Origin of the sequence: Amycolatopsis sp. cg13, from assembly GCF_041346965.1 — a bacterium.
Lineage (GTDB): Bacteria > Actinomycetota > Actinomycetes > Mycobacteriales > Pseudonocardiaceae > Amycolatopsis.
In genome coordinates this window covers 1905643-1924084 of record NZ_CP166848.1, presented here as the reverse complement: position 1 = coordinate 1924084, position 18442 = coordinate 1905643, and the positions used below count along the sequence as shown (strand labels likewise).

The 18442-nt window shown below is 69.2% G+C and carries 19 protein-coding genes; all 19 read left to right on the top strand.

The window, feature by feature from the left end; all coding sequences use genetic code 11:
- Nucleotides 1-21 precede the first annotated feature (21 nt).
- The 19 genes from AB5I40_RS08575 to cysC are packed head-to-tail and all read left to right on the top strand — an operon-like array spanning nucleotide 22 to nucleotide 18275.
- Nucleotides 22-1251: a cytochrome P450 gene (locus AB5I40_RS08575; protein WP_370937901.1), complete on the top strand. Its 1230-nt coding sequence runs from the start codon at nucleotides 22-24 to the stop codon at nucleotides 1249-1251.
- A gap of 41 nt (nucleotides 1252-1292) precedes the next feature.
- The gene (locus AB5I40_RS08570; protein WP_370937900.1) at nucleotides 1293-1871 is read left to right on the top strand and encodes a GNAT family N-acetyltransferase; all 579 of its coding nucleotides are present in this window, start codon (nucleotides 1293-1295) and stop codon (nucleotides 1869-1871) included.
- A complete protein-coding gene (locus AB5I40_RS08565; protein WP_370937899.1) occupies nucleotides 1868-2413 on the top strand; it encodes a hypothetical protein in 546 nt (181 codons plus the stop codon). The genes AB5I40_RS08570 and AB5I40_RS08565 overlap by 4 nt, the downstream gene beginning before the upstream one ends.
- A 35-nt stretch (nucleotides 2414-2448) precedes the next feature.
- The gene (locus AB5I40_RS08560; protein WP_370937898.1) at nucleotides 2449-3495 is read left to right on the top strand and encodes a BtrH N-terminal domain-containing protein; all 1047 of its coding nucleotides are present in this window, start codon (nucleotides 2449-2451) and stop codon (nucleotides 3493-3495) included.
- Nucleotides 3492-4742, top strand: coding sequence for a DegT/DnrJ/EryC1/StrS family aminotransferase (locus AB5I40_RS08555; RefSeq protein ID WP_370937897.1), 1251 nt, complete (start codon nucleotides 3492-3494; stop codon nucleotides 4740-4742). The genes AB5I40_RS08560 and AB5I40_RS08555 overlap by 4 nt, the downstream gene beginning before the upstream one ends.
- Nucleotides 4739-5581, top strand: a complete 843-nt coding sequence (locus AB5I40_RS08550; RefSeq protein WP_370937896.1) for a transketolase — start codon at nucleotides 4739-4741, stop codon at nucleotides 5579-5581. Before AB5I40_RS08555 ends, AB5I40_RS08550 begins: the two co-directional genes overlap by 4 nt.
- Nucleotides 5574-6524, top strand: a complete 951-nt coding sequence (locus AB5I40_RS08545; protein ID WP_370937895.1) for a transketolase family protein — start codon at nucleotides 5574-5576, stop codon at nucleotides 6522-6524. Before AB5I40_RS08550 ends, AB5I40_RS08545 begins: the two co-directional genes overlap by 8 nt.
- Complete coding sequence (locus tag AB5I40_RS08540) at nucleotides 6521-6688, top strand: lysine biosynthesis protein LysW (protein WP_370937894.1); 168 nt, start codon at nucleotides 6521-6523, stop codon at nucleotides 6686-6688. Before AB5I40_RS08545 ends, AB5I40_RS08540 begins: the two co-directional genes overlap by 4 nt.
- A complete protein-coding gene (locus AB5I40_RS08535) occupies nucleotides 6685-7554 on the top strand; it encodes a RimK family alpha-L-glutamate ligase (RefSeq protein WP_370937893.1) in 870 nt (289 codons plus the stop codon). Before AB5I40_RS08540 ends, AB5I40_RS08535 begins: the two co-directional genes overlap by 4 nt.
- The gene (argC, locus tag AB5I40_RS08530; protein ID WP_370937892.1) at nucleotides 7551-8552 is read left to right on the top strand and encodes an N-acetyl-gamma-glutamyl-phosphate reductase; all 1002 of its coding nucleotides are present in this window, start codon (nucleotides 7551-7553) and stop codon (nucleotides 8550-8552) included. Before AB5I40_RS08535 ends, argC begins: the two co-directional genes overlap by 4 nt.
- 5 nt (nucleotides 8553-8557) lie before the next feature.
- Nucleotides 8558-9379 carry a [LysW]-aminoadipate kinase gene (locus tag AB5I40_RS08525; protein WP_370937891.1) on the top strand — a complete coding sequence of 274 codons (822 nt, stop codon included), beginning with the start codon at nucleotides 8558-8560 and terminating at the stop codon, nucleotides 9377-9379.
- A complete protein-coding gene (locus AB5I40_RS08520) occupies nucleotides 9376-10464 on the top strand; it encodes a M20/M25/M40 family metallo-hydrolase (RefSeq protein ID WP_370937890.1) in 1089 nt (362 codons plus the stop codon). The genes AB5I40_RS08525 and AB5I40_RS08520 overlap by 4 nt, the downstream gene beginning before the upstream one ends.
- Nucleotides 10461-11231 (top strand): hypothetical protein, encoded by a 771-nt coding sequence (locus AB5I40_RS08515; protein WP_370937889.1) that lies wholly within the window; start codon nucleotides 10461-10463, stop codon nucleotides 11229-11231. The genes AB5I40_RS08520 and AB5I40_RS08515 overlap by 4 nt, the downstream gene beginning before the upstream one ends.
- The gene (locus AB5I40_RS08510) at nucleotides 11215-12483 is read left to right on the top strand and encodes an MFS transporter (protein ID WP_370937888.1); all 1269 of its coding nucleotides are present in this window, start codon (nucleotides 11215-11217) and stop codon (nucleotides 12481-12483) included. The genes AB5I40_RS08515 and AB5I40_RS08510 overlap by 17 nt, the downstream gene beginning before the upstream one ends.
- A gap of 42 nt (nucleotides 12484-12525) precedes the next feature.
- Nucleotides 12526-12801, top strand: coding sequence for a phosphopantetheine-binding protein (locus tag AB5I40_RS08505; RefSeq protein WP_354742633.1), 276 nt, complete (start codon nucleotides 12526-12528; stop codon nucleotides 12799-12801).
- Nucleotides 12798-14246 (top strand): AMP-binding protein, encoded by a 1449-nt coding sequence (locus AB5I40_RS08500; RefSeq protein WP_370937887.1) that lies wholly within the window; start codon nucleotides 12798-12800, stop codon nucleotides 14244-14246. The genes AB5I40_RS08505 and AB5I40_RS08500 overlap by 4 nt, the downstream gene beginning before the upstream one ends.
- Entirely contained in the window at nucleotides 14243-15529 is a 1287-nt protein-coding gene (locus AB5I40_RS08495) for a condensation domain-containing protein (RefSeq protein ID WP_370937886.1), read from the top strand. Before AB5I40_RS08500 ends, AB5I40_RS08495 begins: the two co-directional genes overlap by 4 nt.
- Nucleotides 15526-16437 carry a sulfate adenylyltransferase subunit CysD gene (gene cysD / locus AB5I40_RS08490; RefSeq protein WP_370937885.1) on the top strand — a complete coding sequence of 304 codons (912 nt, stop codon included), beginning with the start codon at nucleotides 15526-15528 and terminating at the stop codon, nucleotides 16435-16437. The genes AB5I40_RS08495 and cysD overlap by 4 nt, the downstream gene beginning before the upstream one ends.
- Nucleotides 16437-18275, top strand: a complete 1839-nt coding sequence (cysC, locus tag AB5I40_RS08485; protein WP_370937884.1) for an adenylyl-sulfate kinase — start codon at nucleotides 16437-16439, stop codon at nucleotides 18273-18275. Before cysD ends, cysC begins: the two co-directional genes overlap by 1 nt.
- Nucleotides 18276-18442: the final 167 nt, after the last annotated feature.

Sequence of the window (18442 nt, the reverse complement as noted above, 5' to 3'; positions counted from 1 at the left end):
TTCACGCAAAGGAGACGTTTCATGCTGGTCGCCCTCGAAGGTTCGCAGGCGGCTCCCGACGGGGCTTCGCCGCAGCTCTACGACGAATCGCTGTACTCCGCCCAGGACATGCACGCCGGGTGGCAACGCATGCGTGCCGAGGGCGGCCTGCACCGGCAGCAAACCCCGGACGGGCAGCAGTTCCTCGCGGCGATGCGGCACGCCGACGTCAAGGCGGTTCTGGGCGACCACAAGACGTTCTCCTCGGCCTACAGCACCATGCTCAGCGTGCGGGGCGACGGGGATGTCGCGGCGGGGGCGGCGATCCACCTCACCGACCCGCCGCTGCATCCCGAACTGAAGCGCGTGTTCACCCCGCTGATGACGGTGCAGGCGACGCAGCGGCTCCAGGTGGGGATCGAGGCGCGGATGCGCGAGCTGTTCGACGTCGTCCGCGGCAAGGAGACCTTCGACTTCTGCGAAGCGATGATCACCCTGCCGATGACGATCACCGGGCCGCTGATGGGCATTCCGGAGAGCGAATGGCCGGTCACCGGCCGGGCGACGGTCCGCGCGATGGGCGGGTCGGACGTCCCGCAATCCGAACGGCAGCGCCGGTTCGACCTTTTCGAGGCGCACACGACGATCATGACCGTCCTCGGCGAGGTGCTCGAATCCGGTCCGCCCGAGGACACGGTGAGCGGCCGGTGCCCGCACGCCGCCGAAGTAGTCGGGGACCCGGATCGCGACGTCGCGCTGCTGAACGCGTACGCGTTCCTGATGGGGGCCAATCCGACGGTGCCGCAGACCATCAACCAGACCCTGATCCTGCTGGCCGGCGACGAGGACCTGTGGTCGTGGTTCGTCCGCCAGGAACGGACCGACCAGCGGTTCGTGGACGAGGCGCTGCGCTGGGCGAGCCCGATCAACCACGTTTTGCGGCGCGCGGTCGCGAACACTACGCTCGCCGGAACCGAGGTCCGGGCGGGGGAATTGGTCACCGCCTGGCCCGCCTCGGCCAACCGGGACGAGGAGGTATTCCCGGAACCGTTCAGGTTCGTCCCCGACCGTTCCCCGAACCAGCATCTCGCCTTCGGGCTCGGCGTGCACCGGTGCATCGGCCAGCATGTGGCCGTCGCCGGGTTGAAGACGTTTTTCGATCTGTGGCGCGAAAACGTGCGGTCCTTCTCGCTTTCGGGACCGCCGCGGCATCTCGTCTCGAACTTCCTGAACGGCGTCGTGCGCCTGCCCCTGGCAGTCGGCTGGAACTAGGCCGGGCGGGGAGAGAAGGGATGCCGCGACAAGGAGGACTGATGAGCGAACTGGTGACGAGCGTGGTCGGACCGGGCGACTGGCCCGCGATCGACGAGTTCTTCGGGCCGAAAGGGCTCGTCGAATACTGCTGGTGCATGTATTTCCGGCTGGGCTCGAAGGACTATTCCGCGTGCCGCCCGGCCGCGCGCAAGGCGACGCTCGGCGACCTGGTGCAAGACGGGGAACGGGTCGGCGTGCTCGGCACGGTCGACGGCGTTCCGGTCGGCTGGCTCGGCGCGGGGCCGCGGCTGGGTTTCCCGCGATTGCAACGGTCGCGGGCGGCGAAACTGCTTCCCGGCGACGACCCGGAGCGGATCTGGTCGATCGTCTGCGTGTACCTGGCGCGCGAGCACCGGCACCGCGGCCTGCTCCGGCAGTTGATCGACCGGGCGGCCGAGTGGGCGGAAGAAGAAAAGGCCGACCTGATCGAGGCGTACCCCGAGGACGACCGCGATCCGGAGTCCGGTTTCGACCCCTACAGCTTCCACGGCCGGGTCAGCACCTTCGAGGCGTGCGGATTCGCCGTCGTCGAACCCCGGCTGCAGCGCAGAGCACTGGTGCGAAAGGAGTTCCGGTGACAGTCCACGAAATGCTCCCGCTCGAACCGTTCCTCAACAACCAGGCGGCGACCACGCCGGCGAACCTCGCCGACGGACGGCTGAACGTCTGGCGGAACTCGATCCCGGCGCAGCCCGGGCCGCTGGAACGGGTGGTCGACGGCGTCCCGCTGCGCAGCACGCTGCTGGACGGGAGCGGCCCGGACAACCTGGTCTGCTCGGGGCAATGGATCGAGGTCCCGCAGCGGCGCTGGGACTGGCTGTACGTGATCGGCTGCGGCGAACGGCGCGTCCGCGACTACGTGACCTGGCATTTCGCCGACGGATCGGCGAGCCGCGACCGGTTCGAGCTCTCGGATCTGTGGGAGGGCCGGTCGGACTACGGCGAGGAATTCGCGCTGCGCACCGACACCATCCACTATCCGCAGCACGTGCAGGAACGCATCGGCATCACCCTGTGGTGCCAGCGCGTCCCGGTCACCCGCAGGCAGCCGCTGTGCGCGCTTTCGCTGCCGGAGAACCCGGCGGTCCATTTGTTCGCGATGACGCTGCTGGGCCGCTGAACGACATTTTCGGAAAACCTCGGAAAGGTTTCGGCATGCCACGACAACGCGGCTGGGACGGTGCGACCGGCACCTATCCGCAATGGTACGAGGATCCGTTGAGCTGTCTCCAGACCACGGTGGGCAGCATTCTGCTGGAACACGGCCTGCGCCCGGTCGAGGTGCTCGGCCTCGCGTGCGAATTCGCTTTCGCGCCGCAGGACACGATGTGCGAGGAGTTCTACCGCCCCGCGCAAAGCAGCCGGGGCGTGGCGGCCGATCTGTGTCCTTATCACGACGTGGAATCGGAGTGGACGTCGGGAAAGAACGCCGACGATCTGATCGAGCTGATCGAAAAGCACGCGAGCGTGATCGTGGCGGTGGACAATTACCACCTCCCGTTCCGGCCCGCTTATCACGACGTCCACGCCGCGCATCTGGTCGTGGTCCCGGCCTGGCGGAAGGCCGGCGGGGAAACCGAGTTCTACGTGTCGGACGCGCAACCGCCCCGGTTCCAGGGGTGGTTGCCCGCCGAGCACCTGATGAACGCGTGGACCTCCGGCAATCCGGCCGACCACCAGGACGTGTTCTTCTCGAGCAGCGAGATCGCCGGCCGGGTGCTGACCGCTCGCGTGGGCTCGGAGCCAGAAGAACTGACCGCCGACGGATTCGGCCGCGCGATCGAGGGCAATCTCGAGCGCTGGAACACCGGTGCTGCCGATGACGCGGATCGCGTGTGGACCGGTCAGGCCGGAGTACGCCGATTCGTGCAGCAGCTGCAGGAACGCAGCGGCGATCCGGCGGAATTGCGGCCCGCTTACACGTTCGGCTGGGCGATGCAGGCACAGGCTTTCTTGCACGGCCGCCTGACGCAGGAATTCGCGCGCCGGGCGAACCTGCCGTATCTGTCCGGAATCGCCGCCGCCGCGGACAGCGTGATGTCGGCTTGGTCGAACCTGCGGCTGCTGAGCGCGCACGCGGCGAATCTCGCGCGGGTGCCGGAACTGGTGCTGCGGCGCGGCGACGAATTGGTGCACGCGTACGAGCAATTGGCCGTCGAATGGCGGCTCGCGGCGTCGAGAGGGTGGGCTGAGGCCAGATGAATGCCGGAGGCGGTGGCGAGCTGGCGCTCACCGGCGGGGAGCCGGTCCTGCCGTCGCTCGCGCCGGTGGACTGGCCGAGGACGACCGACGCGGACCGGGCCGCGGTGCTCGCGGTGCTGGAGTCGAACGTGTTCGTGTCAGACCGTGCGGGACTGACCGCGGTGGAGCGGCTGGAACGGTCCTGGGCCGAATTCCTGGGCGTGCGCCGCTGCGTCGCCGTCAGCAACGGGACCACGGCGATCGAACTCGCGCTCCTCGCGCACGGCGTGGGCCCGGGCGACGAGGTTGTGGTCCCCGCGCTGACCTTCGTCGGAACGGCGATGGCGGTGACGCACGTCGGCGCGACGCCGGTGTACGCGGACGTCGACCCGGTCACCTTTACGATGTCGCCGCGCAGCCTGAGCGCGGCGTTCACCGAGCGCACAAAGGCGGTCATCCCGGTTCATCTGCACGGGCTCAGCGCTGATATCGCGGCCATCACCGACCTCGCCCGCAGCCATGGTTGTGCAGTGATCGAGGACGCCGCGCAGGCGCACGGAGCCCGGTATCACGGTGTCCTGTCCGGCGCGTTCGGCAACACGGCGACGTTCAGCCTGCAGATGACGAAGAACCTCCCGACCTGCGGCGAAGGCGGGCTCGTCGTCACCGACGACGACAGCGTCGCGGACAGTCTGGTTCAGCTGCGGCAGTTCGGCGAGTTGATCCGACCAGATCAGCCGCGCAGGTATGTCAGCCACCGTTTGGGGTTCAACGCGAAGCTGAGCAACGTCCAAGCCGCGTACACCGCCAGCCAGCTGGAGCGGTTCCCGGGCTACCACGCGGCGCGGCGGAAGAACGTCGCGGCTTTCCTTGGCCGGCTGGGAAATCTGCCTGGTTTGGTGTGCCCGAGCGAGCCGGAGGGGTACGAGCACGCCTGGCACATCCTGCGTTTCGTCGTCGACCTGGACCGGCTTTTCCCGGACCTGAGCACGGCGGCGGCCCGGACGCTGCTGATGCGGGCGCTGCGCGCGGAGGGCGTGCCCGCGACCCGGTACCAGATGATGCCGCTGGCCGATCAGCCCGCGTTGCGATCGCTCTGCCAGCAGGAGCCGGCCTGGCCGGTCACCCAGGACGTCATCGACCGGAGTTTCACCATCCAGCAGCGGCATTTGCCACCGGACGCCGGGCCGTTGCTGCAGAGGTTCGCCGACGCGATCGAGAAGGTCTGGTCGAACCTTGCCGTCCTGGAGAAAGGCGCGGTCTCGTGACGACAGCAGTGCGCAAGCCGGACCGCGAGGCGCTGGAAGCCCGCGCGGACCGCATCCGGGAGCACATCGTCGAGATGTGTTCCGGACCGGAGGGCGGCCATCTCGGCGGTTCGATGTCCTCTGTCGAGATCCTGGTCGCGCTGTTCTTCCACGTCATGAACATCAACCCCGCCGACGCCGAGGGGAAAGGCCGGGATGTTTTCGTTCTGAGCAAAGGACATTCGGCGATGGCGCTCTACGCGACGCTCGCCGAACGCGGGTACTTCCCGCCGGACGAGATTCCCACCTTCTGCCGTCCCGGCAGCCGCTTGGCGACCCACGGCAACGTCGCGGTCCCCGGCGTCGAATTCGCCACCGGCTCGCTCGGCCACGGACTGGCCTTGGCCAACGGTGTGGCGTGGGCACAGCGGAAAGTCGGCACCGCGAACACCTTCGTCCTTGTCGGCGACGGCGAACTGCAGGAGGGTTCAGTCTGGGAAGCCGCGCAGGTGAGCCGCGCGTTCGACGCGGGCAACCTGATCGTGGTCGTGGACGCGAACGACTTCCAGCAGACCGGCTCCGTGCACGAGGTGAGCGACGGTGCCTCGCCCGCGCAACGGTGGTCCGGCTTCGGCTGGCACACCGTCGAGGCAGACGGCCACGACCTGCCCGGGCTCTGCGCGGCGTTAGAAGACGCTGCCGCGACGGGGGAGCCGACGGCAGTGGTGTGCCGGACGGTCAAGGGCAACGGCGCTGGAATTCTCGCTGGCCGGGCGGTGTCGCATTTCGTCCGGCTCGACGCGGCAAAGCGCCGACGTGTCGAAGCCGGGATGCGGCGGGGAGGTCCCGGCCGTGGTTGAGACCAAAACCGAGCGCAAGAGCACCCGGGCCGCCTTCACCACCGCGTTGCCGGAGCTGGCGATACGGCACAACGTGCTCGTGGTCGACACCGACACCGGATCTGTCACGCCAACTCCCGAGATGGAATATCTCAACGTCGGCATCGCGGAATCCGCCGCCCTCGGTCTCGCCGCGGGCGCGGAGCATCTCGGCTGGCGCGCGCTCGTCTGCACCTTCGCCGCTTTCTCGGCGAGCCGGGCCTTCGAGTTCATCAAGCTCGACATCGCCTATCCGCGCCGCCGGGTGTGCATCGTCGGCACGCACGGTGGCGTCAGCGGCGGCTGGCTCGGCCCGACGCACCACTGCGCCGAAGACCTCGCCCTGATGAACGCGCTGCCGAACATGCGCGTGGTCGTCCCGGCCGACGCGCGGCAGACGGTCTCGCTGCTGGAGCAGTGCCTGGAGTACGACGGCCCGACCTACCTCCGGCTCGGGCGCAAGGATTCGCCGGTCTTCAGCGGCTTGGCGGAACCGGAACTCGGCGTGCCGCAGGAAGTCCGCGCCGGACAGGACGTCGCGCTGGTCGCCACCGGGCCCGAGATGCTGCTGACCGCGCTGGAAGTCGCGCGCGGGCTGACGGCGGAGGGCTGCCGCGCCCAGGTGATCAACGCGCACACGGTCGACCCGGAATCAGCCGCCGCGGTCAACGACCTCCTCGCCGACGAATGCCGATGGCTGGTCACTTTGGAAGAGGCGTGGCCCTCCGGCGGCATGGGCGCGCAGGTCGCCGCGGCGGCCGGGGCACGCGGGATCCGCTGGCTGCCGATCGGCCTCGACGGCTTCCTGGCCCCCGGTTCGCACGCGGATCTGCTCGCGGCGGGCGGGCTCGACGCCGGCTCCGTTCTCCGCCGGGTGCTGGCTTTCACCGGAGAACTTCAACCGACAGGGAAGGGACGCACATGACCACCGAATGCCTCAGCTGCGCCGGGGACGTCCAGATCCAGGCGGACAGCTACCCGGGCGAGATCGTCAGCTGCCCGAAATGCTCGGCGGAGCTGGAAATCTTCTCCACCGCCCCGCTCAAGCTCGCGATCGCGCCCGAGTCCGAAGAGGATTGGGGCGAATGAACGCCGCAGCGCTGGGGATTCTGCTGTCGGTGGTCCGCTACGAGGAGCGCCGCTTGCTGTCCGAAATGGACGATCGCGGCCTTCCGGTACACCGGATCGATCCCCGCGCCGTGTCGTTCGCGCCGGAGCAACTCGCCCTGCTGCCGGGCATGACGGTGCTCAACCGCGAGATCTCCGCACAACGCGCGCTGTTGATGGCCGAAACTCTCGAAGCCTTCGGCGCATTCCCGGTCAACGACGCGACGGCGAGCCGGATCTGCGGCAGCAAGTGGTCGACGTACCTGCAGCTCCGCCAGTCCGGGATCCCGACGCCGACGACGCTGCTCGCGCAAACGCCGGAGGCCGGGCTGCTGGCGATCGAAGCGATCGGCTACCCGGCCGTCGTCAAGCCGCTCGGCTCGTCGTGGGGCAAGCGGGTCAGCCTGATCACCGACCGCTACGCCGCCGAGGCCGTGCTGGAGCATTGCGCGGAACTGCCGTCGGCGGCGATGCGGACCGCGATCGTCCAGGAGGCGGTGCGGCCCGGCTCGCCGGATATCCGGGGCATCGTGGTCGGCGGCGACTTCCTCGGCGCGATCGTGCGCTCCGGCACGGACTGGCGGAACAACGTGGCGCGAGGCGCAGCGGTCGAATTGCTCCAGCCGGACGACGAGGTACGCCGGTTGTGCCTCGAAGCGACAGCCGCAGTCGGCGCCCGGGTGGCGAGCGTGGACCTGGTCGAAGGCGCGGACGGCCGCCGATTGGTGCTCGAAGTGAATTCCCGGCCGGAGTTCCGCGGTTTCGAGAGCGCGACCGGCGTGGACGTCGCGGCCCGGATTGTCGACCTGTGCGCCGGCGGCGTACTCGAAGAGAAGGAATCGGCGTGAAACGGATCGCGGTGGTAGGCGGCCGGGGCTTCGTCGGCGGCGAGTTGCTCCGGCTGCTCGTCCACCATCCCGGAGTCGAGGTCGTCGCCGTCACCTCGGACACGCACGCGGGCCGGGCCGTGGAGACCGCGCACCCGCCGCTGCGCGGAAGCGGCCTGCGGTACCGGCAGCGCGCGGACCTGGAGCCGGTGGACCTCGTCTTCCTCGCGGGCGTGCACGGATCCACCAGCGAGATCCTCGACGAGGTAAGCGCGTTCGCGCCGAAGATCGTCGACCTGACCGCGGACTTCCGGATCGAGGACGCGGCGCTCATGCAGCGGTACTACGGCTGGAACCGCGAGGGTGCCCCCGCGTTCGTCCGTGGGCTGCCGGAGCTGCACCGCAAGCAGATCGTGGACGCGGATCGCGTCGCCGTCCCCGGCTGCATGGCCACGTGTGCGATTCTCAGCCTCGCACCGTTGGCTCAGCGTGGTCTCCTGCATTCGGTCCAGATCGACGCACGGACGGGCAGCAGCGGTTCCGGAGCCTCCGCCGACACGTCGAACTCCCACGCACTGCGGAGCGGTGTGCTGCGAGTGTTCGCCCCGTTCGGCCACCGGCACGAAGCGGAAGTGACCGAGGCGCTCGGCGTGGAGTCCTCGATGACCGTCACCGCGACACCGCAGGTCCGCGGCGTCCAGACGCTCGCGCGCGTGGCAGTCGATCTGAGCGAACGCGAGCTGATCCGCCTGTACCAGGAGGACTACGGCTCGGAACCGTTCGTCCGCCTGCTCACCAGTTCACGCGGCGCGTTCCGCTATCCGGACCCGAAGGTGCTGCTCGGCTCGAACTACTGCGACATCGGCATCGCGGTGGACAACCGCGGCAGCGCGCTCGTGATGGCCAGCCTCGACAACCTCGTCAAGGGGGCGGCTGGCGGCGCGGTGCAATGCATGAACCTCCTGCTCGGCCTCCCCGAAACCAGCGGGCTGGCTTTCCCCGGATTGCACCCGGTGTGAGCGCGATGAGAATTGTCGTGAAGTGGGGCGGGAGCCTCCAGGAGAGCGGGACCGGTATCGCCGACGACCTCGCGGCGCTGTGGCGCACGCACCGGATCACCGTGGTGCACGGCGGATCCCGGGACATCGACCAGACCATCGGCGAACTCGGCCTGCCGCGCCGCACCCTGCGGTCCCCGGACGGAATGCAGACGAGATACACCGACGCGGCCACCCTCACCGCCGTGATGATGGCCCTGCGCGGCCGCACGCAAGCGCGGCTGCTCTCGGCGTTGCGGCAGCGCGGGGTCCCGGCGGTCGGACTGTCCGGAATGGACGGAGGACTCGTCCGCACCGAACGCAAAGCCGCGATCCGCGCGGTGTCGGACGGCCGGACCCGGGTGGTGCGGGACAACCTGGCGGGCCGCGTCGTGAGCGTGGACCCTCGCCTGCTGGACGCCGTCCACGACCTGGAGATGGTGCCGGTCGTCTGCCCGCCGGGCATGACCGCCGACGGGCAGCCGACCAATGTGGACGCCGACCGGATGGCCTGCGAAATCGCGGCGGCCTGGCGCGCGGACCGGCTGCTGTTGTTCACCGACACTGCCGGACTGCTGGCCTGCCCGGACGATCCGTCGTCCACCGTCGCGGAGCTGAACGTGGCCGACGCCGAAGAGCTGATCCCGACGCTGCGCGGCGGCATGCGGATGAAGATCGCCGCCGCGACCGAAGCGCTCGGCAAGGGCTTGCGGGCGGTGCAGATCTGCGACGGACGCGGGGGAGCGCCCCTGACGGAAGCACTCGGCGGAAGCGGAACCTTGATCGGGAAGGGGCTGGGCCCGGCATGACGATTCAGGATTTCAGCACGCGGGAGGGCGAGCTGGTCGACAGCGCGGCGGTCGCGCTGCTGGCGGAGGCGGTGTCGATCCCGTCCGTCTCCGGCGAGGAGCGGCAGCTGGCCGAGCGGCTGCGCGACATCGCGGCCGGCTTCGGCGCGGACAGTTTCCTTGACGACGTGGGAAATGCGCACGCGATCGTCGGCAGCGGCGCGCGGACGGTCGTGCTGCTGAGCCACCTCGACACCGTTCCCGGCTCCGTGCCCTTCGAACACAGCGAGACCCACATTCGCGGCCGCGGCGCCGTCGACGCCAAAGGTCCCCTGATCGCGATGCTCGTCGCCGCGCTCACCAGCCGCGACCTCGGCCTCCGCGTCCACTGGATCGGCGTGGTCGAGGAGGAAGCGTTGTCCTCCCGCGGTGCCGAGCACGTCCGCGAGACCGTGCCCGTGCCGGACGCCGTGTTGGTAGGGGAGCCGAGCGGGTCCTCGACGGTGACGGTGGGCTACAAGGGAATGGTCCAGCTCGACGTCCGGTGCGAGGTCACCCGGACGCACACCGCGACGCCCGAACTGAAGTCGAGCGAGACGCTGATCGCCGCACTGGCCCGGCTTCTCGACGTCTTCTCGACGCGCGGCAACGCGAATTTCGCCGACGTCGGCATGGTCGTCAAGAACGGCAACTTCGAGCCGTTCTCCAGCCGCTGCTCGCTGTCCTTCCGGACCCCGCCGCACACGTCGCCCGAGGAACTGCGGCACCAAGTCGCCGCGATTCTCGGCGAGCACGTGGCGGTGACTCTGAGATACGAGGTGCCGCCGGTGGTCGTGCCACGAAGCTCCCCGTGCGTCCGCGCGCTGTCCCGCGCCATCGCCATCGAAGGGCGAAAACCCCGGTACAGCCTCAAAACCGGCACCAGCGACATGAACACGCTGAGCCGCACGTGGACCGTCCCGATGGCGACCTACGGCCCCGGCGACCCGTATCAGAACCACACCGACGGGGAGCACATCGCGATCGCGGAATACCTCGCGGGCGTCCGGATCCTGCGGACGGCCTTGCGGGAACTGGACAACTCGCTGCTGGAGGTGAAGTCGTGACCGAACTGCTGGCGTTGTGGTGCGTGCCGCGGTCGCGTTCGACCGCGTTCGAGCGCGCGATGTACGAGCGCGGCGATTACCTGGTGATCCACGAACCGTTCTCGCGCGTATCCGATTTCGGCACCGCCGAGGTCGCCGACCGGACCTGCACGAGCCAGGACGAGGTGATGGCCGCGCTCCTTGAAATCTCAGCGACGCGGCCAGTGTTCTTCAAGGACACCACAGACTTCCCCATCGACCGCCTCGACGCGAACCCGGCTTTCGTGCGCCGCTGCCAGCACGCGGCGATGATCCGGAACCCGCGCGACACCGTGCGTTCGCACCTCGTGATGCAGGCCGACGCGACGTCGCGGGCGATGGGATTCCGGAACCTCTGGGACATCGTCGCCACCGTCCGCGCCGCCGGAATGCCGATGCACCTGGTCGACGGCGACCGGATGGTCCGCGGCCCGGAGCAGGAGATGACGGCGTACTGCGCGGCGATGGGCATCCCGTTCGTGCCCGGTTCGCTGGCGTTCCGGAAGGAGCCGCCGCCGAGCTGGGGGGCCACCGGGCGCTGGCACGCCGGGGCGAGCGCGTCGACCGCGCTGGGCGTCGCGTCCCGCACCCGGGAGGAACTGCCCGCCGAACTTCAGCTCGTCGCGGAGAGATACGAACGCGACCAGCTGCCGTACCACGACCGCATCAGGGCGGCGCTGAATCCGGAGCAGAGGGAACCAGTCAGCGGGCAAGGATCGCAGAGGAGTGCACATGAGTTTGGGGCGTAGCTTCACCCGCCTGTGGATGTCGCAGGTCCTGTCCAACCTGGGCGACGGCCTGGTGATCGCCGCCGTGCCGCTGCTCGCCGTGGTGGTGACCAGGGACCCGCTGCTGATCGGCGGGCTCACCGTGGCGCAGTTCCTGCCGTGGCTGGTCTTCACCCTGCCCGCCGGGGCGCTCGCCGACCGCGTCGACCGGCGGTTCATCATGGTCTGGGGCAACGCGGTCCGCGCGGCCGGTTTCCTGCTGCTGGTGCTGATGCTGGTCGCGCACCTGCACAGCATCGCGATCCTCTACCTGGCGGTCTTCTTGACCGGCGTCGCCGAAACGCTGGTGGACAACGCCGCGCTGACCGTCCCGCCGCGGCTGGTCGAGCGCAAGGACCTGGAGAAGGCGAACGGCCGGCTGTTCGCCACCCAGTCGGCGATCCACAGCTTCATCGGACCGCCGGCGGGCGCGGCACTGTTCGCGATGTCGGCAGTCCTGGTGTTTTCCACCAGCGCCGGGCTTTTCGCCCTCGCCGCGCTGGCGTTGGTGACCCTGCCGCGGATGCTGCCCACCGCGCACGACACCAGCGGCAGCACGCATTCGGCGGGCGACGTCGTGCGCAGCATCAAGGAAGGCTGGTCGTACTTCTGGGAACACCGGCTGTTGCGCCGGGTCGCGTTCATCTCCGCCTCGATCAACTTCTTCTCCTCCGCCACTGCCAGCCTGCTCGTCCTGCTCGCGACAGGCCCGCTCGGCGTGACGACGTCCTGGTACGGCTTCTTCATCGCAGTGCCCGCGGTGGGCGCGATCCTCGGGTCGCTGATCGCGGCCAAGGCGGTGCCGCTGCTCGGCGGCGGCCCGGTGACCTGGCTCGCCGCGCTCGTGCCCGCCGCCAGTTATGCGGCACTCGGCCTGACCCACAGCGTCGTCCTGGTCGAAATCCTCATGTTCCTGAGCGCCATCGCGACGGCGCTGAACCAGATCGTGGTCAGCACGCTCCGGCAGGCTGCGGTGCCCGACGAGCTGCTGGGCCGGGTCACCGCCGCGTACCGGTTGATCGTGCTCGGCGTCGTGCCGGTGGGCGCGCTGCTCGGCGGCGCGCTGGCCCGCTGGCAGGGGACGGCCGCGACCTTCATCGCGGCGGCGATCGGGCTGACGCTCTCCGCGTTCGTGTTCGCGTCGCGCGTGACGACGCGGGGGCTGAAGGAAGCCGAGGAGGCCGGGCACACCCCGAAGGCCGCCCCGCTGGAGCCGATCCCCGGAACGGACTGAGTTTCGCGTTTTGCCCCGAAAGTGCTGCGAAGAGGAGTTCCCGTGCCCGAAAGCCGTGTTGCCCTGTCGCCCGCGGAGTACGAACATCCCGCCGACGAACTGGAGGAGCGCGTCGCCGCGATCATGGCGGCGGTGCTGGACGTCGACCTGGTCGGCAGGCGCGACAGTTTCTACGACCTCGGCGGCGGATCGCTCGCGGCGATCCGGATCTGCGCGCGCATCGCGGGCAAGATCGGCTGCCGGCTCGACCCGACGGTGCTGCTCGAACACGACGAGCTGGCCGATTTCGTCGAGCAGATCCGGCAGGGCGCGCCGTGAGCGTGCACGCCGCGGTCGCCCGGCACACCGGCGACGCGACCGCGCTGGTGCACGGCGGCGAACGGGTCAGCTACCGGACCCTGGTCGCGGCGGGGAAAGCCGTGGCGCATCGGCTGTCCTCGGAGGGCGTGCGGCCGGGCGACATCGTCCCGCTGGTGCTGCCGCGCAGCGCGCAGCTGATCGCGGTCCAGCTCGGCGTGCTGATGGCGGGTGCCGGCTATGCGGTGCTCGACCCGCGCTGGCCGGAGAGCCGGATCGCGTCGATCCTCTCGCAGCTGGACGATCCGGTCGTCGTCGGTCGTCCGGGCATCGGGCTTGGCATTACGTGCCCGCTTGAGCCGGTGCCGCTGGCCGAGCTCGCCTCGGGCGCCCAGGCCGCGCCAGTGCTGTCCGGCCCGGAAGACATCGCGATGGTGTTCTTCACCTCCGGCAGCACCGGCGTCCCCAAGGGCGTCCTGGTGCCGCATCGCGCGGTGACGAGGATGTTCGGCCCGGACGGCCTGCCGGGCTTCGGGCCCGGACACGTCACGCCGCAGGTCGCGCCGGGGTCGTGGGATATGTACGCGTTCGAGCTGTGGGGTCAGCTGACCACCGGTGGTACGTCGGTGGTGGTCGAGGAAAGCCACCTGATGCCGAGCCGGTTGCGCGATCTCGTCGCCGAGGAGGGCGTGGACACGGTCTGGCTGACGACCTCGCTGTTCAACCTGATCGTCGACGAGGATCTCGATGCCTTCAAAGGCGTCCAGGAGCTTTACGTCGGCGGCGAGAAACAATCGCCCCGGCACGTCGGGATCTTCCTCGACCGCTTCCCGGAAATCCCGCTCTGGAACGGGTTCGGCCCGGCGGAGAACGGGATGCTGACAACCGTGCACCGGATGCGTCCGTCCGATGTGGACGTTCCCGGCGGAATTCCGGCCGGTGTCCCGGTGCCGGGAACCGAGGTCGTCATCCTGCGCGACGACGGTTCCCCCGCGCCCGCCGGCGAACCGGGCGAGATCGTCGCGCTCGGTTCCGGCGTCGCGCTGGGATATCTCGGCGACGAACGGCTGTCGCGCGAACGGTTCCCGCGACCGGGGGCGTACCGCACCGGCGACGTCGGACTGCTGGACGCTGAAGGGATCCTGCACTACCGCGGCCGCCGGGACCGGCAGGTCAAGCTCAACGGCAACCGCATCGAACTCGGCGACGTCGAGGCCGCCGCGGCCGCCGTCCCGCAGATCCGCACCTGCGCCGCGGTCGCCCGGACGGACGCCGACGGCCGGGTATCGCAGATCGCCCTGGTCTACACGCTGACCGAAGGCGCCCAGCTGTCCCCGCGAGAGGCACGCAAGGAACTCGCCGCGCTGCTTCCCGCCTACGCGGTCCCGACGAGATTCGAACTGGTCGAAGAACTTCCCCGGCGGGAGAACGGCAAAGTCGACCTGTCCGCGCTGGAGGGCCGATGACGGACGTCTTTCCGCAGACCTTCGAACAGGAAGCGATCTGGATCGCCGACCAGTTCGCGGGCAGCCCCTCACCGTTTCTCGAAACCTGGGCCCAGCGGATTTCCGGCCCGCTCGACGTTCCGGCGCTGGAACGCGCGCTTCAGGCGCTGGTGGACCGAAACGCCGCGTTCCGCACAAGGTTCACCCTCGACGAGATCGGTCCGGTCCAGCTCATCGATCCGGTCGGCGTGCTGCCCCTCGAACGGTTGCCATGGCCCGGGGGAGACCTGCACGAGGTGCTGCGCCGCGCCGGGCAACGACCGCTGGACCTCACGTCGGCACCGGCGCGGATGACGCTGTACGACTACGGCCCGGACGAATACGTCCTCCTGCTGCAGATCCACCACGTCATCGTGGACGACGCCTCGCTGGCGCTGATCGACCGGGAGCTGTCCGCGCTGTACACGGAGCAGGTTAGCGATGCTCCGGCGCTGACTCTGGGCGAGCACGCCGTCCGTCAGCGAGCGGCCGGGATCGCGGACGAAGATCTCACCTTCTGGTCCTCATATCTCAACGGCGCCCGCGCGATGTCCCAGTTGCCGCCGCACCCGCGCCAACTGCCTGCCAGACGGGGAACCGAGTGCGCTTGTGTCCGCGGCACCGTCCCCGCCGAACTGAGCGACGCCGTCCGCGCGGCCGCCCGTTCCCTGCGCACTACCGCGAACGTGCTGATGAGCGTCTGCCTGGCTTTGGTCGCTGCCACGGTGAACGACGACGACATCGTCCTCGGCACCCCCATGTCCCGCCGCGGCGACCCGGACCTCGACGACGTCATCGGCTGCCTGACCGACCTGCTGCCTGTGAGATATCAGGTCCCCTCCACTGCCACGGTAGGCGAGGTCTGCGCCGCCGCGAAACGCACGTCCCTAGCCGTGCTGCGGCACCGAAACGTGCCGTACGCGCTGCTCGGCGGAGGCGTCACTCGCGAGCGCGGCGTGCTCTCGGGCGAGCACCTGGGCCGGATCTGCCTGGTCCTCGATGAAGCGCCCAGCGAACTGCAGCTTCCGGGCCTGCGCTGCGAACGAATATACGTCGCAGGCGCGGCAGCGAAGTTCGACTGGCTGCAATACGTGGTCGCGGACGGCAAAAGCTGGCAAGTCCGAGCCGACTACGCCACCGACTACTTCACCGCCGACGAAGCGCACGCAGTCCTGCAGCAATGGCTGACCGCGCTGTCGCTCGTCTCAGGAGACCTCGACCTTCCCGTGCGCACCCTGCTCGACCAGCTGGAGGCCCGCAGATGACCGCGCCGTCGTACGAACTGACCCATCCGCAAGCCCTCGAAGCCGAAGCCGTGCACATCTTCCGCGAGGTCGCGGCCACCTTCGCCCGCCCCGGGCTGCTGTTCTCCGGCGGCAAGGACTCCGTGGTGATGCTTCACCTGGCGCGCAAGGCGTTCTGGCCCGCGCCGGTGCCGTTCCCGCTGGTGCACATCGACACCGGCCATAACTTCGACGAGGTGATCGAGTACCGCGACGAGGTCGTCGCCCGCCTCGGCGTACGGCTCGTCGTCGGCCACGTCCAGGACGACATCGACAACGGCCGCGTCACCGAAGACCTGCGCGCGGGCCGAAACCGGCTTCAAACCACGACTTTGCTGCGGACAATCAACGACCAAGGCCTCGACGCCGTTTTCGGGGGAGCGCGCCGCGACGAGGAAAAAGCCCGCGCCAAGGAACGCGTGTTCAGCTTCCGCGACGAATTCGGCCAATGGGACCCGCGCAATCAGCAACCGGAACTCTGGCGGCTGTACAACGGCCGTCACCGCAAAGGCGAGCACATCCGGGTGTTCCCGCTTTCGAATTGGACCGAACTGGACATCTGGACCTACATCGAGGCCGAGGACATCGACCTGCCGCCGCTCTATTACGCACACCGCCGCCCGGTCGTCCGCCGCGACGGCATGCTGCTCGCCGACACCCGCTTCCTCCACCGCCGCCCGGACGACGAAGAACCGTTCACCGCGACCGTCCGCTTCCGCACCGTCGGCGACGCCACCTGCACCGGCTGCGTCGAATCGACCGCGGCCACTCCCGCGGAGGTCGTCGCCGAGGTCGCCGCCACCCGCGTGACCGAACGCGGCGCCACCCGCGCGGACGACCGGATCTCCGAAACCGGCATGGAGGACCGAAAGAAGGAGGGGTACTTCTGATGAGCCACCTCGTCCGGCTGGCCACCGCGGGCAGCGTCGACGACGGAAAGTCGACGCTGATCGGACGGCTGCTGTATGACTCGAAAGCGATCTTCGAAGACCAGCTCGCCGCCGTCGAACGCACCAGCGCGCAACGCGGCGACACCCACACCGACCTGGCCCTGCTCACTGACGGCCTGCGCGCCGAACGCGAGCAAGGCATCACCATCGATGTCGCCTATCGCTATTTCGCCACGCCGCGGCGGAAGTTCATCATCGCCGACACCCCCGGCCACATCCAATACACCCGCAACATGGTCACCGGCGCCTCCACGGCCGATGTCGCGCTCATTCTCGTGGACGCGGAAAAAGGCGTGCTGGAACAATCGCGTCGGCACGCTTTCATTGCCAGCCTGCTCGGTGTCCCGCATCTGATCGTATGCGTGAACAAAATGGACCTGGTCGGCTACACACAGGAACGCTTCGCCGAGATCGTCGAAGAATTCCGCCGCTTCGCTGCGAAACTGGACGTTCACGACCTGGCCTTCGTGCCGGTTTCCGCCCTGCACGGCGACAACATCGTCAACCGCGGCGCCGAAATGCCGTGGTACGAGGGCCCCGCGCTGCTGCACCGTCTCGAAGAAGTGCACGTCGCGTCAGACCGCAACCTCATCGACGCGCGCCTGCCGGTGCAATACGTCATCCGCGCCCACGGTTTCGCCGAGGGCCAAGGCTTCCGCGGCTACGCCGGCACCATCGCAGGCGGTGTTTTGAAACCCGGCGACGAGGTCACCGTCCTGCCGTCCGGATTCGGCACCACCATCACCGCCGTCCGTGGCCCCGGCGGCACCGCGATCGAAGAAGCCTTCGCGGGCCAGGCAGTCACGGTTGAACTGTCGGACGAGATCGACATCGTCCGCGGCGACCTGATCTGCCGCCCGAACAACCGCCCGCACGTCGCCGCCGACGTCGACGCCATGGTCTGCTGGCTGACCGAGCACAACTCCCTGTCGGTCGGCGCCCGATACACCGTCCACCACACGACGCGCGAGGTCCCCGCCACCGTCGGCCAGCTGGACTACCGTCTGAACATCAACACCCTGCACCGCGACCAGACCGCCGATTCGCTGGCCCTGAACGAAATCGGCCGCATCCGGCTGCGCACGCAACAGCCCCTGCACTTCGACCCGTACCGCCGCAACCGCGACACCGGCAGCTTCGTGCTCGTCGACGAGGTCAGCAAGAAAACGGTCGCCGCCGGGATGATCATCGGCCCCGCGGAGACCGCGCCCGCCGTCGTCTGGCACGAACCGGCCGTCACCCGTGCCAGGCGCGCCACCTCGGGAATGACCGTGTGGCTGACCGGTTTGTCGGCGTCGGGAAAGTCCACTGTGGGTGCCGAGCTGGAGCGCCGACTGGTCGCTTCTGGCCGCCCCGCCTACCTGCTGGACGGAGACAACCTGCGCCACGGCGTCAATGCCGGATTGGGCTTCTCGGCCGAAGACCGCCAGGAGAACGTCCGCCGAACCGGAGAGATCGCGAAGCTCTTCGCCGACGCGGGAATCGTGGCCGTAGTGTCGCTGATCAGCCCGTACCGCGCCGATCGGGACGCCGTCCGCCGCAGCCACGAAGAAGCGGGCTTGCGGTTCGTGGAGGTCTTCGTCGACACCCCGCTGGAGACTTGTGCGGCCCGCGACCCGAAGGGCCTGTACGCGAAGGCCCGGCGGGGCGAGATCGTCGGCTTCACCGGGGTGGACGACCCGTACGAGGTGCCCCGAAGCCCGGACGTCGTCCTGCGCCCGGACGACGGTGCTCCGTCCGCACAGGCGGAGATCCTGCTGGAGTGGCTGGCGCGGTGACCGATGCTCCCGCCGCCCGAACCGGCGCGGCGATCCCGCCTCAGCACCCTCTCCGGCCCGCACAACGCCGCCCCGGCTAAATCCCCCTGTCGGCGAAAATCCCGTCACCCATCGCGATCCGGCGCGCATAACCTCCAGGAACCGCCAGGTCGTGATCGCCAGCGGAA